This window comes from Pseudomonas sp. SBT1-2 (genome assembly GCF_028640875.1).
Classification (GTDB): domain Bacteria; phylum Pseudomonadota; class Gammaproteobacteria; order Pseudomonadales; family Pseudomonadaceae; genus Aquipseudomonas; species Aquipseudomonas chlororaphis_I.
This window is the reverse complement of the sequence record NZ_JAQZAA010000107.1, coordinates 30,380-46,879: the sequence shown is the minus strand read 5'-3', so window position 1 is coordinate 46,879 and position 16,500 is coordinate 30,380. Positions and strand designations below refer to the sequence as shown.

Below are 16,500 nucleotides of genomic sequence, written 5' to 3'. Positions count from 1 at the left end.
ACCATGCAAACTCGCGACGACATCTTCAACACCTTGCGTGATGCCCTGGTGGAACTCTTCGAACTGGAACCGGAACGCGTAAGCCTGGAATCCAACCTGTATCAAGACCTGGAAATCGACAGCATCGACGCCGTCGACCTGATCGATCACATCAAGCGCAAGACCGGCAAGAAAATCGCCGCCGAGGAATTCAAGTCGGTGCGTACCGTCAATGACGTGGTCGAGGCGGTATACCGTCTGGTCCAGCCGGCCGCATGAGCCGGCTGATCGGCCTTGGCCTGCTGCTGGCGGGCCTGTTGTATCCCTTTGCGGTGTATTTCGGCATGGAGCATTTCGCGCCATGGCAGTTCGGCCTGTTGCTCGGCAGCCTGTGGCTGGCCCGGGCCCTGACCGGCGAACGGCGTCCCGGCAGCCTGTTGATGGCGGGCGCGGCCCTGGTCTTCTGCGTGTTGCTGGCGCTGTTCGACAGCCCATCGTTATTGCGCTGGTACCCGGTGCTGGTCAGCGGCTTCATGCTCACGCTGTTCGGCCTGAGCCTGAAATTCGGTCCGCCGGTGGCCGAACGCCTGGCCCGCCTCAGCGAGCCGGAACTGCCGGAAAAAGCGATTCGCTACACCCGCCAGGTGACTGTCGCCTGGAGTGTATTTTTCCTCTGTAACGGATTGCTCGCCGCCGCCCTGACCCTGTGGGCGCCGCTGAGCTGGTGGACGTTGTACAACGGCCTGATCGCCTACGGGTTGATGGGTTTGCTGTTTGCCATTGAATGGCTGTTACGACAACGCGTACGAGGCCGCGCATGAATTGGATAAAGCTTGAGCACCTGCTGCTCAAGTCGTTGCCGGAACGGGCCGTCACGCTCGAACCGGCACTCGATCACAGCAAGCTGCAGCACCAGGCCCTGAGCCTGGCCGCGGGCTTGCAGGCCAGGGGCGTACAGCGCCTGGCCCTGCACCTGGAAGATGCCGCCGAGTTGGCCATCGCCCTGCTCGGCGCCTGGCGCGCCGGGGTCAGCGTACTGCTGCCCGCCGACCTGCAACCGCAGACCCGGCAACGCTGGTCGACCCAGGTCGACCTGTGGCTGACCGACCAACCCGGTGATGCCCACTTGGCTGACTTCGACCAGCCGCCATTGCCCGCCGCCGAACTCGACCTCGACACCTGCCGCCTGAGCCTGTGCACCTCAGGCTCCAGCGGCGAACCCAAGCGCATCGACAAATCCCTGCGCCAGTTGGCCAACGAAGTCGAGGCCCTGGAGCAACTGTGGGGCGAGGAATTGGGCCAGGCCTGCATCATCGGCAGCGTCGCCACCCAACATATCTACGGCCTGCTGTTCCGTGTGCTCTGGCCGCTCTGCGCCGGGCGCACCTTCGTCCGTCGGCAACTGCCGTTCCCGGAAGACCTGCAGCGCGCCAGCCGCGAACACCCGGCCTTTGCCTGGGTCGCCAGCCCGGCGTTGCTCAAGCGCATGGGCGACAACCTCGACTGGCCGGCCCTGAGCCCGGTGCGCCGGGTGTTTTCCTCCGGCGGCGCGCTGCCCGCCGACGCCGCGCAAGGCCTGCACCAGCGCCTGCGACAATGGCCAACGGAGATCCTCGGCAGCTCGGAAACCGGCGGCATCGCCTGGCGCCAGGGCGACAGCCTGTGGCAAGCCTTCGCCGGGGTCGAGCTGAGCCAGGACAGCGACGGCGCCCTGCTGATCGCCTCGCCCTACCTGCCGGCCGGGCATGTCGAACACACCGCCGATGCCGCGCGCATCGCCGCCGATGGGCGTTTCGAGCTGCTCGGGCGCCTGGACCGGATCGTCAAGCTGGAAGAAAAACGCATTTCCCTGCCGATGCTGGAACAGGCCCTGGCCGGGCATGCCTGGGTCGCCGAAGCGCGCCTTGGGGTGGTCCGGGAAAACCGCGCCTCCCTCGGCGCGCTGCTGGTCCTCAGCGAACAAGGCCTGCACGCCTTGCGCAATCAGGGGCGTCGGACGCTCACGCAAACGCTGCGCCAGCACCTGAGCCAGCATTGCGAGGCCCTGGCGCTGCCACGCCGCTGGCGCCTGCTGCGCCAGTTGCCCCTGAACAGCCAGGGCAAGCTGCCCCAGGCCGACGTCGAAGCCCTGCTGCTGGCCCCGCGCCCACGGGCGCCGGAAGTGCTGGAACAGCTCGAGGCCGACGGCGAATGGAGCCTGCAACTGGCGATCCCGCCGGACCTGGCCTACTTCAGCGGCCACTTCCCCCAGACCCCGGTGCTGCCGGGCGTGGTCCAGGTGGACTGGGCATTGGCCCTGGGCCAGCAGTTGCTCGATCTGCCGGGCCGCTTTGCCGGCATGGAAGTGCTGAAGTTCCAGCAACTGGTGCGCCCCGGAGACCAGGTGCAATTGCACCTGCGCTTCGATCATGAGCGCGGCAAACTCTACTTTGCCTACCGCAATGACACCGCCGCCTGCTCCAGCGGCCGCATCCTGCTGGAGAACGCCTGTGGATAAGTTATTGGCCCTCGGCGAGCGCTACGCGCTCGATCGCGAGCAAGCTCGCTCCTACAAGGGCCTGTACAAATCCTGTAGGAGCGAGCTTGCTCGCGACAAGGTCAGTGCCCATGCATAACCCCTGCGCCGTGATCCCGGTCTACAACCATGAAGCCGCCGTGCCGACGGTGGTCGATGCCCTGCTCGCCAGCGGCCTGCCCTGCGTGCTGGTGGACGACGCCAGCAGCCCGGCCTGCGCCGCCGTGCTGGAACAGCTGGCCGAGCGCGAACAGGTGTTCCTGGTCAAGCTCGCGGTCAACCAGGGCAAGGGCGGCGCGGTCATGGCCGGGCTGCGCGAAGCCTCGCGCCTGGGCTTCAGCCACGCCCTGCAAGTGGACGCCGACGGCCAGCACGACCTGCGCGATGTGGATAACTTTATCGCCACCTCCCGCACCCACCCCGAAGCGCTGGTCTGCGGTTATCCACAGTACGACGCCAGCGTGCCCAAGGGCCGTTTTTACGCGCGCTACCTGACCCACGTCTGGGTCTGGATCAATACCCTGTCGTTGCAGATCCCCGACTCCATGTGCGGCTTCCGGGTCTACCCCCTGCCGCCAGTCCTGGCGCTGATCGACTCGGTGAAGATCGGCCGGCGCATGGATTTCGACACCGACATTCTGGTGCGCCTGTCCTGGCGCAACCAGCCGATGCGCTGGTTGCCGACCCAGGTCCGTTACCCGGTGGATGGCCTGTCGCACTTTCGCCTGTTCCACGACAACCTGCTGATTTCCAGCATGCACGCCCGGCTGTTCTTCGGCATGTTGCTGCGCGCGCCGTTGATCCTCTGGCGACGGTGGCAAGCATGACGGCGCTACCAGACAAACAGGACAAACAGCCGGACAAGCAACATTGGGCCGAGCACAAGGAGCGCGGCAGCTTCTGGCTGATGAAGCTCACCGCCTTGGGCGTGCGGGTGCTCGGGCGCCGGGTGTTGAGCCCGGTGCTGTATGTCATCGTTTTCTACTTTTTCCTGTTCGGCCGCGGTGCCCGCCGCAGCGCCTGGTTGTACCAGCGGCGCCTGGCCGACTGGAGCGGCAAGGCCGAGCTGCGTCCCAGCCACTGGCGGGTCTTCGGCCAGTTCATGGCGTTCGCCGACTCCCTGCTGGACAAGCTCGACGTGTGGAACGGCAAGCTGCGCCTGGAACAGATCGAGATCGTCGACCCGGCCCGGCTGCGCGACCAGTTGCGCGGCGCCCGCGGACAGATGCTGGTGGGCGCGCACCTGGGCAACCTCGAAGTCTGCCGCGCCCTGGCCGAGCTGGGCGAGAAGGTCACCATGAACGTGCTGGTGCACACCAAGCACGCTGAACGTTTCAATCGCCTGCTGGGCGAGGCCGGGGCCACCAACCTGCGGCTGATCCAGGTCAGCGAGCTGGACCCGGCGGTCATGCTGCAACTGAGCCAGCGCCTGGATCGCGGCGAGTGGCTGGCGATTGCCGGCGACCGTGTACCGCTGCACGGCGGGCGCAACGTGCGGGTGGATTTCCTCGGCCATCCGGCGCCCTTTCCCCAGGGACCGTGGCTGCTGGCGGGCCTGCTGAAATGCCCGGTCAACCTGCTGCTGTGCCTGAAAAACAATGGTCGCTATCGAGTGTTCCTCGAACCCTTCACCGAGGCCGTGGCGTGGAAACGCAGCGACCGCGAGCAGGTCATCGCCCAGTGGACTGCCCGCTACGCCGAGCGTCTGGGCCAGTACTGCCTCGAGGCGCCCCAACAATGGTTCAACTTTTACCCTTTCTGGAAGACCGATGACGACGCATCCGCTTGAGCCGGTAACCTTCGGCGAACTCCCTTTGCGCATCGAAGACGTGCTGGCCCTGGCCAACCGTCAGGCGCCGACCCGGCTGCAGGACGACAGCGCATTCCGCCAGCGCATCGCCAAGGGCGCGCAATTCCTCGATTCGCTGCTGGACAAGGAAGGCGTGATCTACGGCGTGACCACCGGCTACGGCGACTCCTGCGTGGTCGCGGTGCCGCTGCAGCACGTCGAGGCGTTGCCCCGTCATCTGTACACCTTCCACGGCTGCGGCCTGGGCAAGCTGCTGGACGCGCAAGCCACCCGCGCGGTGCTGGCGGCGCGCTTGCAGTCGCTGTGCCACGGCGTGTCCGGGGTGCGCGTGGAACTGCTGGAGCGCCTGCAGGCGTTCCTCGAGCACGACATCCTGCCGCTGATTCCCGAAGAGGGTTCGGTAGGCGCCAGCGGCGACCTGACGCCGCTGTCCTACGTGGCCGCGACCCTGTCCGGCGAGCGTGAGGTGATGTTCCGCGGCGAGCGCCGGACCTCGGCCGAGGTGCACCGCGAGCTGGGCTGGGAGCCGCTGGTGCTGCGGCCCAAGGAAGCCCTGGCGCTGATGAACGGCACCGCGGTGATGACCGGCCTGGCCTGCCTGGCCTTCGCCCGCGCCGACTACCTGCTGCAACTGGCCACGCGCATCACCGCGCTGAACGTGGTCGCCTTGCAGGGCAACCCGGAACACTTCGACGAGCGCCTGTTCGCCGCCAAGCCGCACCCGGGGCAGATGCAAGTCGCCGCCTGGCTGCGCCAGGACCTGGCCATCGACGCACCGACCGCGCCGCTGCACCGCCTGCAGGACCGCTACTCGCTGCGTTGCGCGCCCCATGTGCTGGGTGTGCTGGCCGACAGCCTGGGCTGGCTGCGCGGCTTCATCGAAACCGAGCTGAACAGCGCCAACGACAACCCGATCATCGATGCCGAGGCCGAACGCGTGCTGCACGGCGGGCACTTCTACGGCGGGCACATCGCCTTCGCCATGGACAGCCTGAAGAACCTGGTAGCCAACGTCGCCGACCTGCTGGACCGCCAGCTCGCGCTGCTGGTGGACGAGCGCTACAACCACGGCCTGCCGAGCAATCTGTCCGGCGCCCCGACGGACCGCGCCATGATCAACCACGGCTTCAAGGCGGTGCAGATCGGCACCAGCGCCTGGACCGCCGAAGCGCTGAAAAACACCATGCCGGCCAGCGTGTTCTCGCGCTCCACCGAATGCCACAACCAGGACAAGGTGAGCATGGGCACCATCGCCGCCCGCGATGCGATCCGCGTGCTGGAGCTGACCGAACAGGTCGCCGCAGCCACCCTGCTGGCCGCCAACCAGGGCGTCTGGCTGCGCGGCCGAGCCGAGGATGCACGGCCATTGCCGCCAGCCCTGGCCGCCATGCACCAGGAGCTGGCCAAGGACTTCCCGCCGGTGATCGAGGACCGCGCCCTGGAAGGCGAACTGCGCCTGTGCCTGCAACGCATTGCCGAGCAACACTGGAGGCTGCATGCGTAGTCGGGGCGTGCTGCACGCGGACACCGAGATCCAGGTGCCGTTTTTCGACGTCGACACCATGCACGTGGTCTGGCACGGGCACTACGTGAAGTACCTGGAAGTGGCCCGCTGCGCCCTGCTCGACAAGCTCGGCCACAACTACAACCAGATGCTCGAGTCCGGCTACGCCTGGCCGGTGATCGACCTGCAACTGCGCTATGTGCGCGGCGCGGTATTCGGCCAGAAGCTCAAGGTCCGCGCCAGCCTGGTGGAGTGGGAAAACCGCCTGAAGATCAACTACCTGATCAGCGACCTGGAAACCGGCGAACGCCTGACCCGCGCCAGCTCGGTGCAGGTGGCGGTGGAGATCGCCAGCCGCGAGATGCAGCTGGTCTCGCCCAAGGTGTTCACCGACGCCGTCGAGAGGCTTCTGCCATGACCCGACCGCTTCCCGTAGGAGCGAGCTTGCTCGCGAAAATCGTCAACGATTGCGCGGGCTACCTGACACGTCACGGCGTTCTGCGGTTTTTCGCGAGCAAGCTCGCTCCTACAGTGCTCGTACTGTTGGGCACTCCAGGCTTGGCCAATGCCTTCGACCTGCAACAGCTCAGCGACCAGTTGGCCAGACCCGAGGTGATCCACGGCAGCTTCGTCCAGGAGAAACACCTGCGCGCCCTGCCCCAGCCGCTGACCAGCAAGGGCAGCTTCGTCCTGGCGAAGAGCCATGGCCTGCTGTGGCTGCTGAAAACACCGCTGCAACAGGACTACCGCATCACCGGCAAGGGTATCGCCCGCCGGGATGGCAGCGGCTGGCAAATGCTGCCGAACAAGAGCGCCGGGGCCGAACAGAACCGCCTGTTCCTCGCCGTGCTGCAAGGCGACAGCAGCGGCCTGCAACGCGACTTCGAGCTGGCCCTGGCCGGCGACGCCAAGGCCTGGAAACTGACCCTGACCCCACGTTCGCTGCTGCTCAAGCAGGTGTTCAACCAGATCAACATCGACGGTGGCGAACTGGTGCAGCGCATCGAGCTACTGGAAACCCAGGGCGACAGCACCGTGCTGGAGATGCACGACAGCATCAGCAACCAGCCCTTGAGCGACGCGGAGCAGCATGACTTTGCCGAGTGAACGCTGGTGGCCGCGCCTGTTCCTGCTCCTGCTGGTGGCCGTGCTGGCCCTGGCCGGCTGGCAATGGCGCCATGGCGCGCCGCTGTCGGCCAACCTCATGGAGCTGGTGCCGGGCACCGACCCCGATGCCCTGGAGCTCAAGGCCGAGCAGCGCATGCAGGAGCCGCTGAACCGCGAAATGCTGGTGCTGGTGGGCCACGCCGAACGCCAGCAGGCCATCGCCATGGCCCAGCGCCTGGGTGAGCAATGGCAGGCCAGCGGGCTGTTCGAGAAGGTCCAGTGGAACCTGCAGGCCGACCTGCCGGCGCTGCGCACGCAATTGCTGCAAGGCCGCCTGGCGATGCTTGCTGCTGCCGACCGCCAGCAACTGATCGAGCACCCCGAGGCCTTTATCCAGCAGCGCGTACAGGCGCTGTTCGACCCCTTCAGCGGTTTCAGCCTGGTCCCGAGCCAGGACGACTGGCTGGGCCTGACCGGGCGCATCCAGAACAGCCAGCCGCAACGCGGCGCGGTGCAACTGGACATCGGCAGCGGCACCCTGATCGCCGATGCCGACGGCAAGAGCTGGGTGCTGCTGCGGGCGCGCACCACCGGCAACGCCTTCGACATGCAGCTACCGCTGCAGGTGGCGGCCTTGCTCCAGCACAGCCGCGAACAGGCCGCCCAGGCCGACGTCCAGCTGCTGGCCGCCAGTGGTCTGCTCTACGCCGCCAACGGCCAGCAGCAAGCCTCCCGCGAGATCACCTGGGTCGGCGGCGGCGCTACTGTCGGCATCCTCCTGCTGCTGTTGCTGGCCTTCCGTCGCTGGCGGGTGTTGCTGGCGTTCGTGCCGGTGCTGGTGGGCATGCTGTTCGGCGCGGTGGCCTGCGTGGCCTTCTTCGGTCATATGCACGTGATGACCCTGGTGCTGGGTTCGAGCCTGATCGGCGTCGCCGTCGACTACCCCCTGCACTACCTGTCCAAGAGCTGGAGCCTGCGCCCCTGGCACAGCTGGCCAGCCCTGCGCCTGACCCTGCCGGGGCTGAGCCTGAGCCTGGCCACCAGTTGCATCGGCTACCTGGCATTGGCCTGGACACCGTTCCCGGCCCTGACCCAGATCGCTGTGTTTTCCGCCGCCGGCCTGTTGGGTGCCTACCTGAGCGCGGTGTGCCTGCTGCCGGCGCTGCTGCGCGGCGTCGAGCTGCAACCGGCGCAATGGCCGCTGCGCGTGGCCGAATGGCTGCTGAACCTGCGCACGCAGTTGCTCAAGCGCGTGTCCAGCCCCTGGCTGCTGGCGCTGGTGATCGCCTTCTGCGCCGGCGGCCTGTGGCAGCTCGACAGCAAAAACGATATCCGCCAGTGGATCGGCGCGCCGCCACAACTGCTCAACGAAGCCCAGGCCATCGCGCGGATTACCGGCTACCAGCCCACCAGTCAGTTCTTCCTGGTGCGCGGGGCCGATCAGCAACAGCTGCTCGAACGCCTCGGCGCCCTGAGCGAGCGCCTGGAGCAATTGGTCAACCTGGAAAAACTCCAGGGCTACCTGTCGCTCAACCAACTGGTGAGCCTGCCCAGCGAGCAACAGCGCCTGCGCCAGGCCCTGGACGCGCTGCCGCGGTACTGGCAGCCGCTGCTGGATCTCGGAGTCCCGGTCACGGCCCTGAACGCGGAACTTGCGCAACTGCGGGCGCTGCCCGACGAAGACATCGACAGCGCCCTGCAAGGCCCGCTGGCCGAGCCTTACCGCACCCTGTGGCTGGGCCCCACCGACAACGGCGTGGCGGCCATGGTCAGCCTGCAGGGGCTGAACAACCCACAGCTATTGCGGATCCAGGCGCAGGATCTGCCGGGGGTGCAATTGGTGGACCGCCTGGGTGAGCTGAACCAAGTGTTCGCCGCCACCCAGGTCAGCGCCGCCGAGCTCAAACTCGCCTCCTGCGTGCTGATCGTCTTGCTGCTGATCCTGCCGTTCGGCCTCGGCGGCGCCCTGCGCCTGGTCGCCCTGCCGCTGCTGGCGGCCCTGTGCAGCCTCGCCAGCCTGGGCTGGCTGGGGCAACCGCTGACCCTGTTCAGCCTGTTCGGCCTGTTGCTGGTGACCGCCATCAGTGTCGACTACGCCATCCTCATGCGTGAACAGGTCGGCGGGGCCGCCGTGAGCCTGCTCGGCACCTTGCTTGCAGCGCTGACCACCTGGCTGTCGTTCGGCCTGCTGGCGATTTCCAGCACCCCGGCGGTCAGCAACTTCGGCCTGGCGGTGAGCCTGGGCCTGGCCTTCAGCTTTATCCTGGCGCCCTGGGCCGGTCGCCAGCGCCATCGCCAGCCCGTTACGGAGCCAGCCCTGTGATGATTGCCCTGTTCTGGCTCATGGCGCTGCTGCTGTTCGCGCTCGCCACCCGCATCGGCAGCCGTTTCGGCCTGATCCCGATCGTCAGCCAGTTGCTGCTGGCGACCTTCGGCCTGCCGCTGCTGATGCTGTTCTGGATCGAACCGCACTGGCAGTTGAGTGGCGCCCAACTGGTCTCGCCGACTTGGCTGAAGAACCTGTACGGCCTGAGTTTCGCCCTGCTGCTGGGGCATATCCTCAGCGACGTGATCGACCTGCGCCTGGACCGCCAGAGCCTGAAGATCGCCCTGCCGAGCTTCGCCATTCCCTTCGCCTGCGGCCTGGCCACGGCGGTCTGGCTGTTGCCGGCGCAACCCTGGCTGAGTTCCCTGGCGGTCGGCCTGCTGTTCGCCATTACCGCAATTCCGGTGTTGTACCTGTACCTGCGGCACATCGACTACCCGCCGCTGGCCACCCGGCGCCTGGTGCAGACTGCGATCCTCATCGACCTCGGCTGCTGGACCCTGTTCGGCGTCGCCCAGGGCAGCCTGCACCTGAGCAGCCTGCTGCTGCCGCTGGCCGGCGCCTGCCTGCCGCTGCTCCTGCGCGGCCTCGGCCTGCGCCAGCCGCTGCTGCACAGCCTGGGCTTCTTCGGCCTGCTGGTGGTGGCCGAGCACTACAAGCTCAATGCACTGATTTTCGGCATCGGCTACCTGCTGTGCATGGCCGCCCTCAAGGTGCCGCTGGCGCTGCCGTTAAAGGCAGCCTGGATGAACCGTTTGCAGACCTTTATCGCCATCCCGCTGATCCTCACGTTCGGCATCGTGCAGATCAATGTGCACAGCGCCATGGACAGCCTCGGCTGGGTGCAATTGGGGGCGTTGCTGCTGTTACCGATTGCCAGCAAGCTGCTCGGCAACTGGCTCGGCCTGGGCTGGGCCGGCGCCTCCTTCAAGGGCGCCAGCCGCTGGCGGGAAAGCCTGCTGCTGAACATTCGCGGACTGAGCGAGATCGTTTTTCTCAACCTGCTGCTGCAACAACAGCTGATCAGCCCGGCGCTGTATTTCGCGCTGATGCTCATGGGCCTGGTCGCCACCCTGATGCCGGCCCTGGCCGGGCTGCACCGAACACCTTTGGTCCCTTTGAACCCGAACATCGCCGAACCGGCAAGGAGCCCCAGTGCCAACAGTTGAAATGGAACGCCGCCAGATTGTGGTGATCGGCGCCGGCCCATCGGGCGCCATCGCCGCCGCGCTGCTCAAGGGCAAAGGCCACGACGTGCTGATCGTCGAGCGCCAGCATTTCCCACGCTTTTCGATCGGTGAAAGCCTGCTGTCCCACTGCCTGGATTTCGTCGAAGAGGCCGGCATGCTCGAGGCGGTCAAGGCGGCGGGCTTCCAGCTGAAGAACGGCGCCGCGTTCGCCTGGGGCGAGCGTTACAGCGCCTTCGATTTTGGCGACACCTTCAGCGAGGGCAAGCCCACCACCTTTCAGGTGCAACGCGCCGATTTCGACAAGCTGCTGGCCGATCAGGCCGCCCTGCAAGGCGTTGAAGTGCGTTATGGCGAGGCCATCGTCAGCGCCGACTTCAACCTGGCCAGGCCGCAGCTGCAGGTGCTGCGCGAAGACGGCAGCGAGTACCGCGTGGAGGCCGGTTTCGTCCTTGACGCCAGCGGCTACGGCCGTGTGCTGCCACGCCTGCTGGACCTGGAAGCGCCCTCGAACTTCCCGGTCCGCCAGGCGGTGTTCACCCATATCGAAGACCACATCGACAGCCCGGCTTTCGAGCGGGAAAAGATCCTCATCACCACTCACCCCAGCAAACGCGATGTGTGGTTCTGGACCATCCCGTTCAGCAACGGCCGCTGTTCGATCGGCGTGGTGGCGGCCAAGGAGCACTTCGACGGTCGTGACGGCGACCTGGACCAGTGCCTGCGCGGTTTCATCGAGGAGACCCCGAGCCTGGCCAAGGTCCTGCACAACGCCGTGTGGGACACCCCGGCGCGGACCATCGGCGGCTACTCGGCCAACGTCAAGACCCTGCACGGCCCGGGCTTCGCGCTGCTGGGCAACGCCGCGGAGTTCCTCGACCCGGTGTTCTCCTCCGGCGTGACCATCGCCATGCGTTCGGCGAGCATGGCCGCCGCCGTGCTGCATCGGCAGTTGCAGGGCGAAAGCGTGGATTGGGAAACAGAGTTCGCCATCCCCCTCAAGCGCGGTGTCGACACCTTCCGTTGCTACGTCGAAGGCTGGTACGCCGGCACCTTCCAGGACGTGATCTACCACCCGGGCAGCTCGCCGGAGATTCGCCGGATGATCAGTTCGATCCTCGCCGGCTATGCCTGGGACGAACGCAACCCGTTCGTCAGCGAACCCAAGCGCCGGCTGCGCATGCTCTCGGAAATCTGCGCCATGGAGGCTCCATGAACGACACCCAGCCGCAATACCTGAGCGCCAGCTACGTCGAGGAAACCCGCTTCGGCTTCTGGTTCCTGCGCAGCCACACCTGGCAGCACCATGTGCTGCGGGTGGCGATCAACGACCTGCGCCGCCTGTTCGACAACCAGCCACCGGCCAACCCGGTGCTGCTGGATGCCGGCTGCGGCCAGGGCAAGTCGTTCCAGTACCTGCGCCAGGTGTTCGCCCCGCGGCGCCTGATCGGCCTGGACGCCGACCCGCACAGCCTCAAACTCAGCAGCGAAGAGGCGGCGCGCCAGGGCCTGCAGGTCGAGCTGATCGGCAGCGACTGCGCGACCCTGGACGTGGCCGATGCCAGCGTCGACCTGCTGTTCTGCCATCAAACCTTTCACCACTTGGTGGAACAGGAAAAAGCCCTGGCCGAGTTCTATCGCGTGCTCAAGCCGGGCGGTTACCTGCTGTTCGCCGAATCCACCGAGGCCTACATCGACACCTGGGTGATCCGCTGGCTGTTCCGCCACCCGATGCACGTGCAGAAAAGCGCGGCGCAGTACCTGGAAATGATCCGACGACAGGGTTTTGAATTTACCCCGCGCAATGTGTCTTATCCCTATCTGTGGTGGAGCCGTGCCAAGGATTTCGGGCTGCTCGAACGCTTCGGCCTGCGCCGCCCGAAACCCTTTGGCCAACGGGAAGAAACCCTGGTCAATGTGGTCGCCCGCAAACCCTTGCACGAAGGTGCCGCCGGATGATCCGTGCCCTGCTCGTCGGCTGCCTGCTGTTGCTGAGCGCCTGCGCCAGCCAGCCGCCGCTGCCCGAGAAAACCCCGAGCCTGGCCCTGCCGCTGCAACTGCATATCGAGCGGCAACAGGCCGGGCAGCGCCAGGACTGGCTGCTGGTGATCCAGGCCGAAGGGCCGGGCATCCGCTGGTCGCTGCTCGACCCGCTGGGCATTCCCCTGGCGCGCCAGCAACTGATCGACGGTCGCTGGCAGGCCGATGGCCTGCTGCCGCCGAACCCAGAGGCCCGCGAACTGTTCGCCGCCCTGCTATTCGCCCTGACGCCCGCGGGCGAACTGCGAGATAATTATCCAGCCGCCCGGCAGCACGGCGCGCAGCGCGACCTCGCCCCGCACTGGCAGGTCCGCTATCGCCAGGCCCTGGATTTTCGCCTGGAGCTGCCCCAGGGCTTGTACTACCACATCAGCCCGCTGACCGCCGAGAACGCCTCATGACGGCCTACCTGAATGCCCTCGGGGTGATCTGTGCCCTTGGGCGCGACAAGCAGCAAGTGGCCCGCAGCCTGTTTGCCGGCGACTGCTCCGGCATGCGCGCCGCAGCCGGCTGGGTGCCGGAGCGCAGCGTGCCGGTGGCCGCCGTCCAGGGGCCGCTAGCGAGCATTCCGTCGCAGCTGGGACAGCAGAGCAGCCGCAACAACCAGCTGCTGCTGGAGGCCGCCCTGCAGATCCGTGGCGACATCGACCAGGCCATCGCCCGCTACGGCCACAGCCGCATCGGCATCGTCCTCGGCACCAGCACCTCGGGCATCGACGAAGCCAGCCGCGGCATCGCCCACTACCTGCGCGACCGGCATTTCCCGGCCGACTACGACTACCGGCAGCAGGAGCTCGGCGCGCCCGCGAACTTTCTCGCCGACTGGCTCGACCTCAGCGGCCCGGCCTACGTGATCTCCACCGCCTGCACCTCCAGCGCCCGCGCGCTGATGAGCGCCCGCCGCCTGCTCGACCTGGGCCTGTGCGACGCGGTGCTGTGCGGCGGCGTCGACAGCCTGTGCAAGCTGACCCTCAACGGTTTCTCGGCCCTGGAAGCAGTGTCCGACCAGCGCTGCAATCCGTTCTCGGTCAACCGCGATGGCATCAATATCGGTGAAGCCGCCGTGCTGTTCCTGATGAGCAAGGAAACCCTCGGCGCACAACCGATCGCCCTGCTCGGCGCCGGCGCCAGCTCCGACGCGCACCATATTTCCGCGCCCGAACCCAGCGGGCGCGGCGCCCTGCAAGCCATGCAGAAGGCCTTGCACAATGCCGGCCTGCAAGCCGGACAGATCGGCTACCTGAACCTGCACGGCACGGCCACCCAGCACAACGACGCCATGGAAAGCCTGGCGGTCGACCAATTGTTCCCGGCTGGCGTGCCCTGCTCGTCGACCAAACCCATGAGCGGCCATACCCTGGGCGCCGCCGGCGCCCTGGAAGCGGCGTTCTGCTGGCTGAGCCTGTCCGCCGCGAACAGCGCGCACGCCCTGCCGCCCCATGTCTGGGACGCCCAGGCCGACCCGCAACTGCCGCCGCTGCATTGGGTCACCGCCACCACACGTCTGGAGCAGAACGCTCCGCGCTGCCTGATGAGCAACTCCTTTGCCTTCGGCGGCAACAACGTCAGCCTGATTATCGGAGACGCCCCATGATTGACTGGCCGCTCGCCGAACTGCTGCCCCACGCGGGCGACATGATCCTGATCGATCAGGTCCTGGCGTTCGATGAAGAGCAGATCCGCACCCGCCTCACCGTCAAACCCGATGGCCTGTTCAACCGTGCCGACGGCAGCCTGCCGGCCTGGGTCGGCATCGAAATAATGGCCCAGAGCATCGCCGCCTACGCCGGTTGCCATGCGCGCCAGAAAGGCCAGGCCGTCGAGCTGGGGTTCCTGCTCGGCACCCGCAAGTTCGAATGCAATGTGGACCACTTCCCGGCCGGCAGCGAACTGCAGATTCACGCCTTGCGCTCCCTGCAAGACGACAACGGCATGGGCGTATTCGAATGCCACCTGAGTGCCCCCGGCATCCAGGCCGTCGCCCGCCTCAACGTGTTCTGTCCGCCCCAGGCGGACAGCTACCTGAACGAATCACCCGCTTTATCAACAGGAGTCCAGCCATGACTGAATCCATACTGGTCACCGGCTCCAGCCGTGGTATCGGCCGCGCCATCGCCCTGCGCCTGGCCCAGAGCGGCTATGACCTGATCCTGCATTGCCGCAGTGGCCGCAGCGAAGCCGAGGCCGTGCAGGCCGAAGTCGAGGCCCTGGGGCGCCAGGCGCGCATCCTGCAATTCGATGTGACCGACCGCGCCAGCTGCAAGGCCGTTCTCGAAGCCGACGTGGAAGCCCACGGCGCCTACTACGGTGTGGTGCTCAACGCCGGCCTGACCCGCGACGGCGCCTTCCCGGCCCTGAGCGAAGACGACTGGGACACCGTGCTGCGCACCAACCTCGACGGTTTCTACAATGTCCTGCACCCGGTGATGATGCCGATGATCCGGCGCCGCGCCGCCGGGCGTATCGTCTGCATCGCCTCGGTGTCCGGTCAGGTCGGCAACCGTGGCCAGGTCAACTACAGCGCGTCCAAGGCCGGCCTGATCGGCGCCGCCAAGGCCCTGGCCATCGAGCTGGGCAAACGCAAGATCACCGTCAACTGCGTGGCGCCAGGCCTGATCGACACTGCCATGCTCGACGAGAACGTGCCGGTGGACGAATTGCTGAAGATGATCCCGGCCCAGCGCATGGGCACCCCGGAAGAAGTCGCCGGCGCGGTGAACTTCCTGATGTCCGCCGAGGCCGCCTACATCACCCGCCAGGTGCTGGCGGTGAACGGAGGCCTGGTCTGATGAAACGTGTGGTCGTCACCGGCATGGCCGGCATCACTTCGCTGGGCAGCGACTGGGACACCATCGCCGCCAACTTCGGCGCCAACCGCAGCGGCATTCGCCGGATGGACGAATGGGATCGCTTCAGCGAACTCAATACCCGCCTGGCCGGCCCCGTGGACGACTTCAAGGTACCGGACCACTGGACCCGCAAGCAGCTGCGCAGCATGGGCCGGGTGTCGCGGCTCGCCGTGGGGGCTGCCGAGCAGGCCCTGGCCGATGCCGGCCTGCTGGGTGACGAGTCGATCAAGGACGGGCGCATGGGCGTGGCCTGTGGCTCGTCCACCGGCAGCACCGACGAGATCAAGGCGTTCGGCAACATGTTGCTGAACTCGGTCGCCGAAGGCCTCAACGCCAACTCCTACGTGCGCATGATGCCGCACACCACCGCGGCCAATATCAGCATCTTCTTCGGCCTCACCGGCCGGCTGATCCCGACGTCCAGCGCCTGCACCAGCGGCAGCCAGGGCATCGGCTACGCCTACGAGGCGATCAAGTTCGGCCGTCTGCCGCTGATGCTCGCCGGCGGCGCCGAAGAGCTGTGCCCGACCGAAGCCATGGTGTTCGACGCGCTCTACGCCACCAGCCTGAAAAACGATGCCCCGCACACCAGCCCGCGGCCCTACGACAGCGACCGCGACGGCCTGGTGATCGGCGAGGGCGGCGGCATGCTGGTGCTCGAAGAGCTGGAACACGCCCTGGCCCGCGGCGCGCATATCCATGCCGAGATCGTCGGCTTCGGCAGCAACGCCGACGGCCAGCACACCACCCGTCCGGAGCAGGCCACCATGCGCCGGGCCATGGAGCTGGCCCTGGAAGACGCCGGCCTCGAGCCTTCGGCCATCGGTTACGTCAATGGCCACGGCACCGCTACAGAACAGGGCGACATTGCCGAAACACTGGCCACCAGCAGCCTGTTCGGCAGCCGGATGCCCATCAGTTCGCAGAAGAGTTTCCTCGGCCACACCCTGGGGGCCTGTGGCGCGCTGGAGTCCTGGTTCAGCATCGAGATGCTCAACCGCGACCTCTACGTGCACACCCTCAACCTCGACACGGTCGACCCGCGCTGCGGCGAGCTGGATTACCTGCGCGGCGAATTCCGGCAGATGAGCTGCGAGTACGTGATGAACAACAACTTTGCCTTTGGCGGCGTCAACACTTCGCTGATCTTCCGCCGCTGGCCTCAATGACGTTACCCCCTGGA

At 66.7% G+C, this 16,500-nt stretch carries 18 protein-coding genes; all 18 read left to right on the top strand.

What is annotated here, in order from left to right; translation table 11 throughout:
- Positions 1 to 3 precede the first annotated feature (3 nt).
- From PVZ78_RS22770 to PVZ78_RS22685, 18 genes are read left to right on the top strand one after another with little or no spacing between them, the layout of a single operon-like run.
- A complete protein-coding gene (locus tag PVZ78_RS22770; protein WP_007926835.1) occupies positions 4 to 258 on the top strand; it encodes an acyl carrier protein in 255 nt (84 codons plus the stop codon).
- Positions 255 to 800, top strand: coding sequence for a membrane protein (locus tag PVZ78_RS22765; RefSeq protein WP_009046626.1), 546 nt, complete (start codon positions 255 to 257; stop codon positions 798 to 800). The genes PVZ78_RS22770 and PVZ78_RS22765 overlap by 4 nt, the downstream gene beginning before the upstream one ends.
- The gene (locus tag PVZ78_RS22760; RefSeq protein ID WP_273829305.1) at positions 797 to 2,476 is read left to right on the top strand and encodes an acyl-CoA synthetase family protein; all 1,680 of its coding nucleotides are present in this window, start codon (positions 797 to 799) and stop codon (positions 2,474 to 2,476) included. Before PVZ78_RS22765 ends, PVZ78_RS22760 begins: the two co-directional genes overlap by 4 nt.
- Positions 2,469 to 2,594, top strand: a complete 126-nt coding sequence (locus tag PVZ78_RS22755) for a hypothetical protein (RefSeq protein WP_016704466.1) — start codon at positions 2,469 to 2,471, stop codon at positions 2,592 to 2,594. Before PVZ78_RS22760 ends, PVZ78_RS22755 begins: the two co-directional genes overlap by 8 nt.
- Positions 2,587 to 3,321, top strand: coding sequence for a glycosyltransferase family 2 protein (locus PVZ78_RS22750; protein ID WP_009046624.1), 735 nt, complete (start codon positions 2,587 to 2,589; stop codon positions 3,319 to 3,321). Before PVZ78_RS22755 ends, PVZ78_RS22750 begins: the two co-directional genes overlap by 8 nt.
- A complete protein-coding gene (locus PVZ78_RS22745; protein ID WP_038630424.1) occupies positions 3,318 to 4,283 on the top strand; it encodes an LpxL/LpxP family acyltransferase in 966 nt (321 codons plus the stop codon). The genes PVZ78_RS22750 and PVZ78_RS22745 overlap by 4 nt, the downstream gene beginning before the upstream one ends.
- The gene (locus tag PVZ78_RS22740; protein ID WP_273829304.1) at positions 4,264 to 5,808 is read left to right on the top strand and encodes an HAL/PAL/TAL family ammonia-lyase; all 1,545 of its coding nucleotides are present in this window, start codon (positions 4,264 to 4,266) and stop codon (positions 5,806 to 5,808) included. Before PVZ78_RS22745 ends, PVZ78_RS22740 begins: the two co-directional genes overlap by 20 nt.
- The gene (locus PVZ78_RS22735; protein WP_273829303.1) at positions 5,801 to 6,226 is read left to right on the top strand and encodes an acyl-CoA thioesterase; all 426 of its coding nucleotides are present in this window, start codon (positions 5,801 to 5,803) and stop codon (positions 6,224 to 6,226) included. The genes PVZ78_RS22740 and PVZ78_RS22735 overlap by 8 nt, the downstream gene beginning before the upstream one ends.
- Complete coding sequence (locus PVZ78_RS22730; protein WP_273829302.1) at positions 6,223 to 6,915, top strand: outer membrane lipoprotein carrier protein LolA; 693 nt, start codon at positions 6,223 to 6,225, stop codon at positions 6,913 to 6,915. The genes PVZ78_RS22735 and PVZ78_RS22730 overlap by 4 nt, the downstream gene beginning before the upstream one ends.
- On the top strand, positions 6,899 to 9,238 hold the full coding sequence (locus tag PVZ78_RS22725; protein ID WP_273829301.1) for an MMPL family transporter: 2,340 nt from the start codon (positions 6,899 to 6,901) through the stop codon (positions 9,236 to 9,238). The genes PVZ78_RS22730 and PVZ78_RS22725 overlap by 17 nt, the downstream gene beginning before the upstream one ends.
- Complete coding sequence (locus tag PVZ78_RS22720; protein WP_273829300.1) at positions 9,235 to 10,410, top strand: sodium:proton antiporter; 1,176 nt, start codon at positions 9,235 to 9,237, stop codon at positions 10,408 to 10,410. The genes PVZ78_RS22725 and PVZ78_RS22720 overlap by 4 nt, the downstream gene beginning before the upstream one ends.
- Positions 10,397 to 11,644 (top strand): NAD(P)/FAD-dependent oxidoreductase, encoded by a 1,248-nt coding sequence (locus PVZ78_RS22715; RefSeq protein ID WP_016704458.1) that lies wholly within the window; start codon positions 10,397 to 10,399, stop codon positions 11,642 to 11,644. Before PVZ78_RS22720 ends, PVZ78_RS22715 begins: the two co-directional genes overlap by 14 nt.
- A complete protein-coding gene (locus tag PVZ78_RS22710) occupies positions 11,641 to 12,387 on the top strand; it encodes a class I SAM-dependent methyltransferase (protein WP_028683768.1) in 747 nt (248 codons plus the stop codon). Before PVZ78_RS22715 ends, PVZ78_RS22710 begins: the two co-directional genes overlap by 4 nt.
- Complete coding sequence (locus tag PVZ78_RS22705; RefSeq protein ID WP_009046615.1) at positions 12,384 to 12,869, top strand: DUF3261 domain-containing protein; 486 nt, start codon at positions 12,384 to 12,386, stop codon at positions 12,867 to 12,869. The genes PVZ78_RS22710 and PVZ78_RS22705 overlap by 4 nt, the downstream gene beginning before the upstream one ends.
- The gene (locus PVZ78_RS22700) at positions 12,866 to 14,062 is read left to right on the top strand and encodes a beta-ketoacyl-[acyl-carrier-protein] synthase family protein (protein WP_273829299.1); all 1,197 of its coding nucleotides are present in this window, start codon (positions 12,866 to 12,868) and stop codon (positions 14,060 to 14,062) included. The genes PVZ78_RS22705 and PVZ78_RS22700 overlap by 4 nt, the downstream gene beginning before the upstream one ends.
- The gene (locus PVZ78_RS22695) at positions 14,059 to 14,532 is read left to right on the top strand and encodes an ApeP family dehydratase (RefSeq protein ID WP_101281697.1); all 474 of its coding nucleotides are present in this window, start codon (positions 14,059 to 14,061) and stop codon (positions 14,530 to 14,532) included. Before PVZ78_RS22700 ends, PVZ78_RS22695 begins: the two co-directional genes overlap by 4 nt.
- A complete protein-coding gene (gene fabG / locus PVZ78_RS22690; RefSeq protein ID WP_016704453.1) occupies positions 14,529 to 15,257 on the top strand; it encodes a 3-oxoacyl-ACP reductase FabG in 729 nt (242 codons plus the stop codon). The genes PVZ78_RS22695 and fabG overlap by 4 nt, the downstream gene beginning before the upstream one ends.
- A complete protein-coding gene (locus PVZ78_RS22685; protein WP_016704452.1) occupies positions 15,257 to 16,486 on the top strand; it encodes a beta-ketoacyl-ACP synthase in 1,230 nt (409 codons plus the stop codon). The genes fabG and PVZ78_RS22685 overlap by 1 nt, the downstream gene beginning before the upstream one ends.
- The last annotated feature ends 14 nt before the right edge of the window (positions 16,487 to 16,500 follow it).